We start from the raw sequence: 14,402 nt of genomic DNA on the forward strand, positions 1-14,402 counted from the left end.
AAGTTAACAATTCTGTGTTGATTTGTTGTAGAATAGATTTCAAGAGCGATTCCTCCTAGAAAGTTGTTTTGTCAATTACTATTCTAGCATAAAGGGAATCGCTCCCTTTTTATCTTCAACAATTCCACCCACTTAAACTTTACGCCAACTTTTGTGAACCGGGTTGACCAGTTAAGAAAAAGTAGGTTGTCCGCAGCTTGCGCTGCGAAATTCGGGGTGAGCTCGCTGTGGGCGTCACTTTGAGCTTCGCAAAACCCGCGAATCTCAAAGATGAGCCTTGGCCTAAGCGGCAGAGCCGCTAAGGCCAATTTCACGGCGATCTCACCCCAAATTTCTCCGCTCCAGCCGCTCAACGTTATAACAGTCGCTTGAGCACTCACGCCATCCGGAAGGCTATGGCGAATTGATGAGGAGCCCCGCGACTGACGGCCGTGGTTAGTGGTTACAAGCTTTAAATTGGTGACCCCGGCGCAGTCGGTCTGATGAACTGAGGCAAGTTCTTGATGAATCAGCTGGATCGGTCGGTTTCCAACCAAAATCCGTTTAAGTAAGTGAGATAAAGTTGGCGGCACTATCCGAAATGTGCCGACCTATGCCCCTGAATCTGTTGATGTTGCAGTACCATTAAAACAGTTGGTGATTGTTTTAACCTCTAGCTTGCGAAACCACTTCGTCAAATCCTTCGCTTCGATTGCAGATAGGCGCAATTCTGCCTAGCAACCGGATGGGACTGCGCGGCTCAGTGGTGAAATTGTCCTTGGCGGCTTTGCCGCTTAGGACAAGGCCTGATTTTGAGACAAGCCGCGATCTTTGCGGATTGGCTCAAAACAGCGCCCACCACGTTCCAGTCCGCATCAGCAGTCCCAGCCGGTTGCGCTCACGCGCAACACCCTACCAAACCCGCAATCAAATACAAGCACAAGTTCAAGAAACGAAACCAGGCAACAAGAAAATAGAGCCTGTCTGGGGATTCATGAACAGACCCTATCTCCTGGGGGACATTAGTGAGAAAGTACGGCTGGCTGAGGACTCGAGCCGGTCAACGTCCAAGTGATCGTGCTGCTGAACGTTTGACCAGCACTCAGCTGGAGTTGGGGATTAGCGCCAAAAGTCAGCGTTCCCTGAACCTGATTCAGCCCGGGTGATTCATGGGCGGAATCAGCAATTGTAACCAGTTGATTCTGACTGGTCAGGGTAACTTTACTTGCGGTGGTCAAGCCACTGATCATTAAACTGGCAGTTTTGATTGTCTGTTTATTTTGGTCGAGTAGTGGTCCCATTTGAGCTTGTAGTTGCCAGTTTGTGTCACTGGCTGTGGTCCGAGTATCTGCGATCTCAAGGTAGTCATCGCCTTGATTAACTGAGTTAAGGGGCATTTGGACCACGCCTTGATAAAGCTGGGAACCGGTGACCGTCCCGAAACTGAAATTAGGGACTTGCACCAAACTCAAGGCATTGGCCGCTTCGCCAATGGCTAGTTGCGCCAAATTAGTCGGAATTGTCAACGTCGACCCACCGCTGAAATTCAAAGTTAGCGTCAAGCCCACATAATATGGCGCGCCGACGGCAGTCGCCGCTGCGGCCGCGGTCACAAAGCTACTATTTCCGGGAATAGTTAGAATTTGCTGACCATCTAACTCCTCGGGGGTGGTGAAATTACCACTGCTATTTTGGACGTCTGTAGGAAAGGCCGCGCTGGTATAAGTGCCCGCGGCGTTTTTTGAATAATAGCGCCATTGATACGTACTGCTAGTCAAGCTGGCATTGCCGCTGCTATCAGCGCCGTAGAACTCGGCTGTCAGCTTGTCTAGTCCCGCCACCGGCCAGGAGATCCCATCCTTACGCACCGTATCCAACGGTAGATCTTGGGCTTTCAACCCGCCAGCATAAACAGTCGTCGCGGTATTTAGACCGTTGACTGTGGCAGTAAGTGTCGCCGGCAACCCCGGCGTATTAGGATCGGTATTGATTTGATCAGCGATGGCTGAATTGTCCACTTGAAAAGTGTTCCCACGACCACTGGTGCTGGTCAGATCCAATAGATCGTTAGCGGACCAAGTAACGGGGTTAGTCGCGTCTGCTGGCGTTATGTCCGCATTGACCGTATAACTGAGATTGGGTAAAACAACCGCCGCCTCTGGTGTAACGGCAACTGCGGAGGCGCTGACCGCTTCTGCCGTCACCACGACTTTGGCTAAGTTTGAGTAGTAATAACCGGCATTGAAACTGATCCGCATCTGGAAATAATAAGTACCAACCGCCAATTGCTGACCATAACTAGGTCCATAACCGATTTTAGCGGCATAGAGATTACTCAAGGTTCCAGAAGTCGTCGAATAGCTACCGGCATTCGGATTACTTTGCCAAGTCACACCATCCGTGCCTAACGTCCACTGAGTCATCAAAACTTTGGGCTTGGTGAAGACATTCAAATCTAAGCCAGCCGCCTTGACGGACAAATCAACATCGCTACCCAGCGTGACATATTGTTCGGCCGGTGGTTGTTGGGTAAAACCTGCACGAATCGGAAAATTCAAAGTGATCAGTCCATCCGGACTAGGCGTTTGGACCCCATCTGCCACGGTTGGAGCGACGATAGGCTCCGATTGAGCGCCAGCGTCTGAGCGCGGTGTCGCGGTGGCATTACTAGTGCTTGCTGGGGCTGCTGGCACACCTGTTATTGCTGGCACTGTTCCCGTGGCAGCTCCATTCGTTGCAGCAGTCGTTGTTCCAGAGCCACTGTCACTGGCAGTCGCCCCACTTCCTATCACTGGTACCGCCCCAGTTTGCCCATTGGCGCCTCCTTGATCATCGGCAATAATACTTTGAGACTCACTATTCAACGCGACGCCACTCGCGTCTGTCTGACTACCTGCTGATGTATCCGGTAGAATGATCCTCGGCGTTGCCTGTAGCACTTGGGCTGCTGGCAGCGTCGCGGCAATAAAGCCATTGCCGAGTAACAGCGCCGCCACGAGTCCGCTAAGTTTCTTGTTCATTAAATAGTCCCCCCCGCGGTGCTTTACCATTTAATGTTTGAAATGAGACTTGATCTCCCGTAATCTGATACCAATAAAAATCAGCGCGCCAACCGCAACCAGTGCAAGTGCGAGCACGACCCATACCCACCAAGGCAGTCGCTTCTGGATCAATTGTTGATTGGTTGTTTTGGCGGTGGTCCGAGCGATCGTAAAGTCCCGTTGCAGATCAAACGTACTCGCACCAGAAACTAGCTTGATTTTCAAACGATAATCACCTGGGGCTAGACTCTTGCCTCCCGTGGCGAATTGATAGTTCAAGGTCGAGTTGGGCGCCATCTCATAATTCTGGTTGTCTTGCTGAAACAGCGCTTTGGTGGACCCGGCATGATAGAGCCGCGCCGTGATGTTGATTTGCCCAAAAAGGACAGGCATCCTGTTGTGGATGCTGGCCACGAGATCAGCGACCCCGCCGCTGGTTTTCGGCTTGACTCCGGTCAGACTCAACTTGGGCGTCAAACCGGCCTGCCCCGCTTCAACAACCATGACGGGCAAAGCCATGGCAAATTGGTTATGAATGCCCAATTGGTTTTTAGTCGCTGGCGCCCCGGTTTTCCGTTGGACGTAGATACTGCCTAAGATCGTCCCCACCAACGGTTGTGCTGGCATCGTCAACTGATAAGTAACTTGTTGACTGGTTGCCGGCGCTAACGTGATCGTCTTGACCGTCGCTTGATCTTGCGCCAGATCGGGTAACAGAAATGGTGCGCTCTTATCTGGGGCGGCGGTCGTTGGCGTATAGTTGACGACGCCTTGATCGGTGGTCGTCGCGGCAATCAACGAGACGGTCAACGCCAGTTTCTTGGTTGAACTGAGATTCTTGACGGTCACTGTCAACGGATATTGTTGTCCCGGCTTGGTTTTCAACGAGTAGTAGGACACTTGATCAGCGACCTGGCCCGCGCCAAACTGGGGAATGATCGTAAAATCCGCACCGGTATCTGCCGCTTTGACTTGACTGACCATCCCGGAACTTAGGGCAACAGCAATCAATACCACGACAATGCTGAGCCATTTCTTGATTTTCATCATGATCCCCCCCGGTTCATGTGTGAATCAATTTGTTGTGAATCAGTAGCTCCTGCCCAGCCGACCGCATCCCAACGGCTGGAGCCCACTATGTATGACCCAGGTGTTGACACATCTGGGTCAATGACAAGCCTAAGAGATCAGCTTGCTGGCGTTGCTGTTGGGGCTGTTGGTCCGTTCGAAGTCAGCGTCCAAGTCAAGCCGGCTGAATAGGTATCACCTTTAGCTAAAATCGCCTTTGGATTAGCGCTTAAGGCTAAGGTGTTGGCACTACCGTCGAAGCTGTAGCTGTAATCGCCATGGGTTGTCCCATCGCTCGTCGCTAAACTAACAGGTTGGCTACTATCTGCTACCTTAGTGGCAGTAAATGAAGGCCAAGTCGTGCCGACGCCAGCCAAAGTAATCTCAGCGCCGGTCAATGACTTTGCTGGCGTATTTGTTGTTGCAAATGGCGTCAACGCCGCTGACAAAGTCCAATTACTTGATCCTAAACGGGTATCCGAGATATTTAAGTCTCCAGTGACCGCTGCCGGTTTGCCGGTGAAGCCACCATAAATATCCGCCCCAGGTACTTCACCAAATGCGAAGCTTGGCGCTGACTTGATTTCCAAAATGCCAGCATCCGCGTTCTTTGGATCCAGATCCGTAACTGAGAAACTTGCTGTTGAAGTACTGGTCGTCGTATCCGCCTTAGCAGTTCTTGGTGCCAAAGCTAATGCACCAAGCACTGCCGCTGACGTAACGAGCCCTGCTACCCACTTCTTCATGGTATAAAACCTCTTTCCCTTTTCAATCCGATTGGAGTTAGACCATCCTCTAACTTCAAGGCAAATTATACATCATCATTTTAAAAGAGGTTAATCTTAGGTCCTGGATCCACCCCTTGATCACCATAAAGTTGGCTAGTTAAGTTCCCCCACACAACTCGTTCAAATATTCGATGAATCCAGCGTCAATCATAGCTAGACAGGCGTTATTCGTTCGATTCGTTTTATATTTTCTTGAAGATATCATGGTAAAAACACCAAATTATCGTGACGATCACTTTAAAGGAAATCGCTAAATATTATGCATTATTTTATAAGCTAGAGAAAAATCAATTGTGAGTCAGTCCCCTGAAAAAAACACCAGTTTGCGGTCAACTGACCACAAACTGGTGTCGGTACAAATTCTGTACTTAATGTGACAACGTGATACGAATAAAGTCGACCTGTCACCGAGGATGCTCACTCTAGTGCGGCGGCCACCGGCGTTCCTGTCGTTAACGTCCAATCGATCGTGGCCTGAAATTGCTGTTTATCATAGAGTTGCACATCACCGTTTTCTGGTAAAGCTAGTTGCGCGCCAACCTGATAAAGGCCACCAGTACCCGTGCCATCACCAGTTAGAATCGTGCTCAACGGTTGCGCCGCATCGATGATCGGCGCCGAACCATTGATTGTCGGCAAGCCTTGTAAAATCAGTTGCGGCCGTTGCACACTTTGAACCGCCTGGCCACTGCCGGTTTCTAAGCTGGTGAAATCCGTCAATGTTGCCGAAAGCTGCCAAGCAGCTCGCTGGGTATTGGCCCGATTGTCATAAACTTGGAGAAAGCGATTCTCCATATTCGTCGCCGTGGGCATTTGGGCTGGGTCGCCATTGGTCCCGTTATAAATCGTTGTTGGCCTCAAACTAGCAAAATCAAACATCGGGACTTGCTGCAACGTCAGTTGGCCAGGTTCCTCGACGGTCGGCCCGTCAATCACCCGGAACTCGGCATTATTCGTGAATGAAGAGGCATAAGTATTCTTACCTTTTTTGATTTCGATCTGCAACCGTAAATACATCGGATAACCCCGCTCTAGCTCGCTTTTGGCATCCTGCAATAATTGATCATTGGCCGGGATCGTCAAGATTTGGCTATCATTGAGTGACAGCGGGGTTGTCCCCTTGAAATCGCCGCTGCTGTGCACCACATTCTTGTAGGATGAACCCAGCTTCGTTTCGCTATATTTCCCCTTCCTGTCAGCTTTACTGACCTTCCACTCATAAGTGCTATCGGCAGCAATCGCCGCTTCTTCTTCCAGATCTTCCCCGTCGAAGAATTCGTTGACGTACTTGCTCAGGCCATCGATCGACCATTGAACCGCATTATTCGTCGCAAAAGCTACCGGCACCTCCTTGGCGCGTAATCCGCCAACACAAAGCGAGGCAGTATCAGATAAGAGGGACTCACCCGTTTCCGAATTGACGCTAACACTTGCCCGCAATAAATCAAAGGGCAATCCTGGCGTGGTCGTCGAACGGTTAACGGCACTAGCAATCAAGCTATTCGCCACCGTGAATTCGGTATGACGACCCTTATCTGGCGCAAAAGTAACACCACCGCTTGGCGAATCCCAGCTAACCACACTCGTTGAATCGGCTGGCGTCAGATTAGCCTTAGCCTCGTAATCCAAATCCGGAAGGACGACATTGGATTCTGCCGTAACAGCAATATCCTTCGCTGGTCGTTCACTTTCCAAAACGACCACCTTGGCCAATTTTGAATATCGAGTCGAGCTTAATGCGCCGTAGTCAACGCTCATTTGGAAATAATAAACACCAACGCTTAAGGATTCGAAATTATCACCGAAAACAATCTTGGCTGACTGTTTGTTTGTGACGACTGAACCGCTGGGTTTCACCTCCAACTGCTGTAATTCCCATTTGCCCTGACCGTCATTGCCTGCGCGATTCCACTCCCATTTATTGATTTTAACCATGACACTACCAAACAAGCCTTGGTAGATACCTGTTGTTTGGACGCTCAAGTCAACCTTCAGATCCTCTGCTTCGACCACGTATTGTTCCCCTTGGGGTTGGGTCAAGAAGCCTGCGCGCAAGGGAAGTAAAAGGACATTGATGCCTTTGCTGCTTGGCTTCTTATAGCCATCCCCTTTGGCCGGCGGATCCGGATCAGGCATTGGTGTTTCTTCAGCATCGTCCTCATCCTCGTCTGATTCAGCATCCGCATCTTCATCAAGATCTTCGTCTGGATCCTCATCTGGAGCTTCATTCGCATCCTCATCTGTGCCTGCATCAGGATCCGACTCATCTGGATCGACGGCCTCATCAGGTTCCGGTTCACCGGCCCCATCCACGTCAGTCCCCCCGTTCTCATCTGGCGTGGTTTCGTCCGTTTCCCCAGAGTTGTCACCGGTCTGCTCAGATCGATCCGTTTGTTGGTCCCCAGCAGACATCGCCGTCTCTGTCGTTGTGAGCGCCGCAGCTGCCGCCTGTTCCACCCGGCCCAGTGCCAGTGGCCCCGCCAGCAAATTGATTAGGAAAGCAATTAGAATTGTACGATCGATTACCTTGCGCATGGTGTTCACTCCTCCGAAAAGATTGGCAAATCGGTGTCATTTGATTGGATCAATCCCGTTGTTTCTTAGTACGTTTCCGCAATAACAGAATCAATAGCACGGCAATGACGAGTAGCAATCCGCCAATGATCAGCCATAGCCAGAGTCGCGATTGGGTGCGGTTATCGGTCTGCAATGTTTTCTCAACGGTTTGTCGTTGACCGGCCTTGATCGTAAAATCTTTGGTCAGCTGGAAAGTTTGAGCCCCAGAAGTTAGTTTCACCTGCATGGTGTATTTCCCCGGCGCTAAGGTCTGCCCACCGGTAGCAACATGATAGTCCATCGTTGAATTGGGCGCCATTTCATAATTCTGATCCGTCTGAGTCAAAAGCACTTTTGTTTGACCCTTTTTGGTGACCTGGGCGACTATTTTGATTTTGCCGAACATTACCGGCGCCAAATTATGCACCGGTGTTTTCAGATACGCCGCGCCACCAGAGGAATCCAGGCTGATCGCTTCCAGCTGTAATTCCGGCTTTTTGACTGGGTTGGTGGCTGACTTGAGTAAGACGGGCACCAGCATTGAGAACTCATTCAGAATGCCGATACTGTCTTCGTTTTTTTCCTGATCGATGCGGCGCACAAAGATGCTTCCCAAAACCGTGCCTTTGAGACCGTTCTTAGGGACTGTCAAGTCAAAGCTGATCTTCTCGACCGCGCCTGGTTGCAGCGTCACCTGTTTGATCGTGGCCCCATCTTGGACCAGTTCGGGCAAAGTCGTTGTCGCCGTTGCATCGCGTTGTTTCTTCGTCGGGTGATAATTGATCTTACCTTGATCGGTGGTCGTCGCTGTGACGAGGCGAATTTCAAATTGATGGGCCTGGTCAGAACTGAGATTCTGCAAGTTGACCGCCACCGGTAAAACCGCCGCCGGTTGAGCGAGATAACTAAAATAATCATCCGTTTCACTGCTTTGTTGATCGGAGAAAACCGGTGAGATCGTAAACTCCGAGCCACTGGTTTGCGCCGCGACTGGCCGCGCTGTCACCCCGATAACGGTCAGGGTGACCAAGCTCACAACCAGTGCCAAAAGTTTTTTCAATTTCATCACAGGAACCCCCCCAATTCAATTCCAGCAACTGCACATCATGATTTCTTCAAGCTGCCTTTCTCATAAAAATCCAGGCAAATGAAGTTACTTTGCCCGGACCGATGATTCAATGAAACATTTTCACTTTAGTGGGCAAGTCGCTAACGTCCGGTCAGTTCGTTCTGACTAAATCGCGGCGCTTACAATTCTTCGGCTACCGGCGAGCCAGAGGAAAGCGTCCAATCCAAGGTAGCCGCATAATGGCTATCTTCAGCGATCGACGCCGAAACATTGGCATTCATTGACAAGGTTGGATCGGTGATCGCCAAGGTGAAGTCCCCGTGATGAGCCGCATTATTACTCAAAACGGTGCCGGAACCGCCATCGCTCAAACTCACATTATTTTGGCCGATCACACCGTGTTTTGCCGTAAAGGCCAAGGTCGCACCCGTCAAGGTGTTGGTGCCTTCATCTTCGGTAAACGTTCCCATATTAAGGTCTAAATTCCAGTCAGCTTCCTTAACGCGGTTGTCGGCTACGATCAGGTCATCCGCCTGCTCGAGACCGGTATTGAACCCGTTGTAGATTTTACTGATACTCAGATTTCCAGCTCTGAAGGTCGGAACACTTTTCAAGACTAATTTACCACTGCCTGGATCTGGATCGGGGTCATCGGGGTCTCCGTCGACGGTGACAGTGAAATCTGCAGTCGATTCGTTGTTAACGTCATCAACCACCGCTTTGGTCGTTGTTGCAGATAAAGCTAAGGTACTCGCAGCGAGCAAAGTCACCGCTAATAAAGACATCGATTTTTTCATGTTGGATCTTCCTTTCATCTCCCGTAATTACGCCGGGCCCAATTCCCGGCTTCAGTGTATAATATACAGACAGGTAAGAAAGCCGTCAATTTAAAAAACCGCAAAAAACGAATAATTATAGATTTATGATAAGAAACACCAAATTATAAGTGACATAGTGTCACCAATAATAGCAGCGTTTTCATCGTATGGCAGTAGCTAATTATTAATTTTTAAAAATATTTTCTCTAATTCTCCCGCCAAGCCAGCTTGGCACGATCGCGAATGTTCATTCGCGATATTCTGGCGAAAGAGCTTACTTTAAATTATGCAAATGCACAAGTTGTCACTCCTGACTAGACTGATTTTATCCGATGGTGCGTCTCACCTTGAGTCACCCGGCGTTCCGCCCACCAAGCCCAGCCGGCACTAAGGACCGCTGTGAATAACACCAATTCTAGTAGGCACTCTTGCTGCTCTGTAGGAAGCGCCAGCCGCCGAGTCGTGATCAGGGTCATGAAACGCAGATTTGTCCAGCCAAACTGGACGCTGGCTAGGCACAACACCGCCATCGTCCAGCATTGTTGCAACAAACTGCCTAGCGCTGACAGTTGATACTTGACCAGAAAGATCCGCAACGACTGGCGAGGAAATGCTACTGGAAGCTGTTGGTTCAACCATTGATTTTCACTGCCAAGAAACAGCGCACAAGCCAAGATCCCAAAGAAGAATGTCGCCGACCATAGCGTTGCAACGAGGCCAACGACAAGCATTGGATACCGCCAAAATTGCCGCGATCTCAGGAGGCCAGGGCCGCACAGCATCCCTACAAGGTAAAGACAATAGATCGGCAAAAGCGTCGGTCGTTGAAAGCGTTGTTCACTGGCGAAGACGGCGTAGAGTAGTAATAGGTTCATCATAATGCCTCGATTCAAAAGCAGTATCGACCAGGGAAACCAACGTCGGCCCCAATAAAGTTGGAGCCCCAAGACGACCAACCCCAGCAACAAGCAAAAAAGACCGATCCCCTCCGTCACCGCTGGGGTCAACTTGATCAGCCGCGTCAGCCGCAATCCATAACAAATCAGCAGTAACGCCAGCAGGCCTAATTTCTCCGGCCACCCCAGCCGGCGCCGCGGCGCTGGCGCGGCTTCTTGTTGCACAGTGGCCCCGGTCGGTCCGTCACTGATTTCGTATTGAGACGGCAATGTTCGTTCCAGTTGGTTCGTGCTGCCAGCAAACTCTGGGAAGCGCCGCCCCAGCGAGCGAACCCCCAGCAAAGCCAAACCGTATAGCCCCGCCAACACCAAAAAAGCACCACGGAAGGTTACTTCCCAGGTGCTAAGTTGTTCGACGATCATCAAGATTATGAGTAAAACACCGCCCCAAAGCCAATGTTCAGTCGTCAAGAACGACTTGGGGCCGGTGCCCAATGTGGTCTTCAAGGCTAAGAAATAGGGCCACAGCCAGCTGGCGGCAAGACCTAACAAGGCGCCGCCCAAGGTACTGAGGAGCAGATTTTCAGGCCAGAGTAAGCATAAGGCACCCAGCAAGCCGCAATAATTAGCCACAACCAGCATTGGCGCCGCGGCTAATTCGATCCAGGCCGTCAAGAGAATCCCCACCGCCCGAAACGCATACAGCACGAGAAAAGGCAGGGCCAACCGCCAATCGCGATTCTGTTGATAGGCCACCAAACAGAAGAAATAAGGTAATATACAGCCAGTATTGGCCAACAAATTAAGAGCTCCCTCTGCGATCGTATTTTGTCTTGTCTGCATCTCTGGCGCTTCTTCCACATCGTTTGCCCTCATCATACGCCATTTGATCGGCATCCGTTCATCTGGGTTTGTCTTTTTGTGAAAGAATTAAACCGTTGGGCACATCTTGGAAATAGCGGTTGAAGATATCAACGCCATAGCTGGTCACCTCAGGCATCCCCGCCAGAATCTTAAAGGTTCGTTGACCATCTTGTTCTCGCTGGGCGCGCAAGAACAGCGTTTGCGCCTTGATGGTTGAGGGCAATAATTCCTCCAAGTCGGTCAAGTGGCTGACCGTTACCACCGTTTGCCCGCCCTTGATCAGTCCGGTCAGAATCTCACGGTTGATCAGCGCGCCTTCATGGGCATTGGTCGAAGCAAACGACTCATTCATCAAGAATAACTCGTGGCCTTGGGCTTGCGCCGTTAGCTCCGCAAACCGTTGCAGTTCCTCAACCAACTTACCACTGGTCATCTGCTGATCTTCTTCCCGCTTAAAGTGGGTCAGTACTTGCGTATATAAGGGCACGTGGCAAGTCTGCGCCAAAACGAAAAGTCCGGCTTGCGCCATCACTTGCGCCTGTCCCAAGCTCCGCAGAAAGACTGTTTTCCCACCTTGATTGGCGCCAGTGATCAAGGTCAACGGTTGCGCTTGAGGCTGAAAATCATTGCCAATCACGGCGTCAGCCTGTGCTTTTGCCAGCAAAAGTGTTAAATTCTGTAGCCCCTGAATTTGCGGCGACCCAATCTGTGGAAAAGTAATCGTTGTCGCTTCAGGCAATGCCGCACGTAAGCGCGTCACCGCAAGCAAGTAGCCTGCCTGCCACCGAAGTTCCGCGAAGAATCGCGCCAATTCTTGTGTGGTGTTGATCAACGCGACGACCAAGGAATAGGCGGCTTGTCCCAGATTACGCGCCGCCGCCTGATCGCTATTCTCATCCCGCTCCGCGATATAGAAATCGCTGATGCTGGTTTGATAACGGCTGGTCCAGCCTGTCACCATGCCCGCCAATTTCGACTGGGCCGGCAAATACTGCAACTCGGCGATCAGGCCAAGACACCCTTGTTGGAGTTGCGCTGGATAAGCATAGTCGTGATTCGTCGCGGTCAAGGCATTGACCATTTGTTGCATTTCCTTACGTTTGGCCGGTGCAAATTCAGTTTGCAACTCCTGCCAAAAGGCCTGAAAATTAGCCGACTGCATTTGCGCCAACGGTAATTTCAATATGGCGTTGATCCCATTTAAATAGGTCTGCAACAACTGGGTATTACTATAAAGTTGATACGTGACCGAACCCGTGTAGATCCCCCAGGTTACTTTTTGCGCCGCGGCTTGGCAGGCAACGACTTGATCGTAAAGTTGTTGGATCACGCTCGGTTGTTGCAGCGCCGCTTGGAACGCTGCCTGGCAATATTGCACCGCCGCCGCTGTTTGGAGCGGTTGACACAGCGTTCGAGGCACGATTTCCGCCAAGTAGGGATCATCTTGGCTCATTGCTTGCAAAGCGGGGGCCAGGGCCAGATCCGCCAGCAACATTTTCGCCGGCGCCGTCAATGCCGGTAAATCCGGCCATTGATCCTGTTGTCTGATCAGTCCAACCTTCATTGCGATAATCTCCCTTCCAGATCCACGGCCCGTAAATGATAGGCCTGCAACAGTGTCGTGGCGTAAGACTGCCCATCCAAGGCTTGCGGTAGCACCTGATAAGTCCTCGTCGTTGTTCCTTGGGCGACCTGGCTCATCATCGGCACCACCCCCGCATGATCACCCAGCGCCGTCAAGAATGTAATGTAGATCCCGCTGGCGTGCCGCGCTTGCAACAGATCCAGCACCTTATCGGCCAAGCGTTGGCCATCCGCCGCGGTCGTCGAAGAGAACAACTCGTTCATGATCACGAAACTATCCGCGGTCGTTTCCGCAATGATCCCATGCATCCGCTCAACATCGGTGGCCAGTAACCCACTGATTTTATTAGCCTGCTCGGCCCGTTCGAAATGGGTCAAAACAACTGGCTTCAATTTCAAACTTGCTGCCGTCCCCGGGATCGGCAGACCCAAGGCCATGAGATAATAATCTTCACCGACCATCCGCGCGTAAGTCGTCTTACCCCCTTGATTAGGCCCCGAGATCACGAGAAACGACTGATCCGCCGGCAAACGATAATCATTGGTCACCAACCGTTCCAAGTGCCCGAGATGTTGCAAATGAACCGCCAAGTCCCAGTCAAAGCTACCCTGAACCAGTTCCGTTCCTGAGGTAATGATCTGCGGTCGGCAGAAGCGCAAGCCCGCTTGAGTCAAGCGCTGGATCATTTTGGCCCAAACTAGATAAAATTGCAGTTCTTGCACCGCCTGCGCCAATCCCGGGACGAGATAGCCCTGATATCTTTGCGCAAAAGTGGCCAACTCCTGAAATTCGGTTCGATATAGATGTTGCAGCCGCAACAAAATCGAGGATTGCAGATTATCCAAATCGAAATCAGAACCAGGCCGGTCTAGTTTCGCGACTGGTGCGGCAATCGCGGTCGGGTCCGCGAACAACCCCTGAAAGCAAGCCGTGAAGGTCGCGGCGAAGGTTGGCGCCGGCGCTGGTTGAGCCTTGATCAAGACATGCCGTCCTTGAAATTCCGACCGGTAACTAATTTTGGTCAGTGTTTGTCCCAGATGATCGATGTCCGTCTGCAGCGTTTGTGTGGCCGCCGCCGCTAAATAAGCTTGTAATTCTTGGCGAAATGTCAGTAACCCGGCCGACTGGATCGGCAGCTGGGCCAACTGCGTGACGAAATCCCGCAGCGCTTGTTGTTCTGTTTGGACCAGCCGCAGGAATTGTTCTTGCTGATAGGGCTCCGGATCCAGATGGGGTAGTTTCTCGCGGCGGCGGGCCATCAGTTGCATTCGCCCAACGAACCGATCGACCGCCTGAAGTATTTCCGGTTGGGTCAAATCTCGGAAAATCTGCTGCCGCAACTTCACCAGCGCCCCCGTGGTCAAGGGTTGGTAACAATACGGCAATAGCGCCGGTTCATTGCCCCCACGATCTGCGCAAACAGACGTGAACAATTGGCCTAAATGTAGATCTTGCCAAATTGCCGCCTGCGGATCGCTGGCGATTGGCGGTGTCGCTGTCGCAAAAAGTAAACTCGTAAACATTTGGCTCCCCCCGTTTTTGTTACCTGTGACGAATGTGTCCGTTCGGACGGTCGATCAGCTCGATCGAATAAAACTGACTAACATTAGTGGTGAATCATAATTCGACGGAATTATGATTCACCACTTTTCTTTGTTTTGAAGTAAAGTGGTTATGAAGTTGACATGCCGTAGTGCTTTTTGACGCATTATCTGATGACGCCGTAAATAAAAATGAC

At 51.1% G+C, this 14,402-nt stretch carries 11 protein-coding genes; 1 reads left to right on the forward strand and 10 read right to left on the reverse strand.

Annotated features, from left to right (window positions below):
* Positions 1-83: 83 nt before the first annotated feature.
* Positions 84-536, reverse strand: a complete 453-nt coding sequence (locus EKM94_RS11780) for a hypothetical protein (protein ID WP_125602243.1) — start codon at positions 534-536, stop codon at positions 84-86.
* A 209-nt stretch (positions 537-745) separates the two neighbouring features.
* Here EKM94_RS11780 and EKM94_RS11785 point away from each other — a divergent pair, with 209 nt between their 5' ends.
* Entirely contained in the window at positions 746-1,054 is a 309-nt protein-coding gene (locus EKM94_RS11785) for a hypothetical protein (RefSeq protein WP_125602248.1), read from the forward strand.
* Here the strand turns inward: EKM94_RS11785 and EKM94_RS11790 are convergent.
* The 9 genes from EKM94_RS11790 to EKM94_RS11830 all read right to left on the reverse strand — a co-directional run bounded on the left by EKM94_RS11790 (position 1,002) and on the right by EKM94_RS11830 (position 14,187).
* Positions 1,002-2,999 (reverse strand): WxL domain-containing protein, encoded by a 1,998-nt coding sequence (locus EKM94_RS11790; RefSeq protein WP_125602251.1) that lies wholly within the window; start codon positions 2,997-2,999, stop codon positions 1,002-1,004. The two genes, EKM94_RS11785 and EKM94_RS11790, sit on opposite strands and share 53 nt — an antisense overlap.
* Before the next feature lie 30 nt (positions 3,000-3,029).
* Positions 3,030-4,067 (reverse strand): DUF916 and DUF3324 domain-containing protein, encoded by a 1,038-nt coding sequence (locus EKM94_RS11795; RefSeq protein WP_164511234.1) that lies wholly within the window; start codon positions 4,065-4,067, stop codon positions 3,030-3,032.
* Between the two features lie 140 nt (positions 4,068-4,207).
* The gene (locus tag EKM94_RS11800; RefSeq protein WP_125602257.1) at positions 4,208-4,834 is read right to left on the reverse strand and encodes a WxL domain-containing protein; all 627 of its coding nucleotides are present in this window, start codon (positions 4,832-4,834) and stop codon (positions 4,208-4,210) included.
* Positions 4,835-5,293: 459 nt separating this feature from the next.
* On the reverse strand, positions 5,294-7,411 hold the full coding sequence (locus EKM94_RS11805; protein WP_125602260.1) for a WxL domain-containing protein: 2,118 nt from the start codon (positions 7,409-7,411) through the stop codon (positions 5,294-5,296).
* 49 nt (positions 7,412-7,460) lie between these two features.
* Positions 7,461-8,498 (reverse strand): DUF3324 domain-containing protein, encoded by a 1,038-nt coding sequence (locus EKM94_RS11810; RefSeq protein ID WP_125602262.1) that lies wholly within the window; start codon positions 8,496-8,498, stop codon positions 7,461-7,463.
* Positions 8,499-8,680: 182 nt separating this feature from the next.
* Positions 8,681-9,298 (reverse strand): WxL domain-containing protein, encoded by a 618-nt coding sequence (locus tag EKM94_RS11815; RefSeq protein ID WP_164511235.1) that lies wholly within the window; start codon positions 9,296-9,298, stop codon positions 8,681-8,683.
* A 335-nt stretch (positions 9,299-9,633) separates the two neighbouring features.
* Complete coding sequence (locus tag EKM94_RS11820; RefSeq protein WP_125602267.1) at positions 9,634-11,076, reverse strand: hypothetical protein; 1,443 nt, start codon at positions 11,074-11,076, stop codon at positions 9,634-9,636.
* Positions 11,077-11,116: 40 nt separating this feature from the next.
* The gene (locus EKM94_RS11825) at positions 11,117-12,643 is read right to left on the reverse strand and encodes a MutS-related protein (RefSeq protein WP_125602269.1); all 1,527 of its coding nucleotides are present in this window, start codon (positions 12,641-12,643) and stop codon (positions 11,117-11,119) included.
* Positions 12,640-14,187, reverse strand: coding sequence for a MutS-related protein (locus EKM94_RS11830; protein WP_125602272.1), 1,548 nt, complete (start codon positions 14,185-14,187; stop codon positions 12,640-12,642). The genes EKM94_RS11825 and EKM94_RS11830 overlap by 4 nt, the downstream gene beginning before the upstream one ends.
* Between the last annotated feature and the right edge of the window lie 215 nt (positions 14,188-14,402).

It is taken from the genome of Lapidilactobacillus achengensis, assembly GCF_003946655.1.
Taxonomy (GTDB): domain Bacteria; phylum Bacillota; class Bacilli; order Lactobacillales; family Lactobacillaceae; genus Lapidilactobacillus; species Lapidilactobacillus achengensis.

Bases quoted from the DNA above. Each gene is read 5' to 3' on its own strand.
- EKM94_RS11790 (WP_125602251.1), bottom strand. From the start codon at position 2,999: ATGAACAAGAAACTTAGCGGACTCGTGGCGGCGCTGTTACTCGGCAAT.
- EKM94_RS11795 (WP_164511234.1), bottom strand. From the start codon at position 4,067: ATGAAAATCAAGAAATGGCTCAGCATTGTCGTGGTATTGATTGCTGTT.
- EKM94_RS11800 (WP_125602257.1), bottom strand. From the start codon at position 4,834: ATGAAGAAGTGGGTAGCAGGGCTCGTTACGTCAGCGGCAGTGCTTGGT.
- EKM94_RS11805 (WP_125602260.1), bottom strand. From the start codon at position 7,411: ATGCGCAAGGTAATCGATCGTACAATTCTAATTGCTTTCCTAATCAAT.
- EKM94_RS11810 (WP_125602262.1), bottom strand. From the start codon at position 8,498: ATGAAATTGAAAAAACTTTTGGCACTGGTTGTGAGCTTGGTCACCCTG.
- EKM94_RS11815 (WP_164511235.1), bottom strand. From the start codon at position 9,298: ATGAAAAAATCGATGTCTTTATTAGCGGTGACTTTGCTCGCTGCGAGT.
- EKM94_RS11825 (WP_125602269.1), bottom strand. From the start codon at position 12,643: ATGAAGGTTGGACTGATCAGACAACAGGATCAATGGCCGGATTTACCG.
- EKM94_RS11830 (WP_125602272.1), bottom strand. From the start codon at position 14,187: ATGTTTACGAGTTTACTTTTTGCGACAGCGACACCGCCAATCGCCAGC.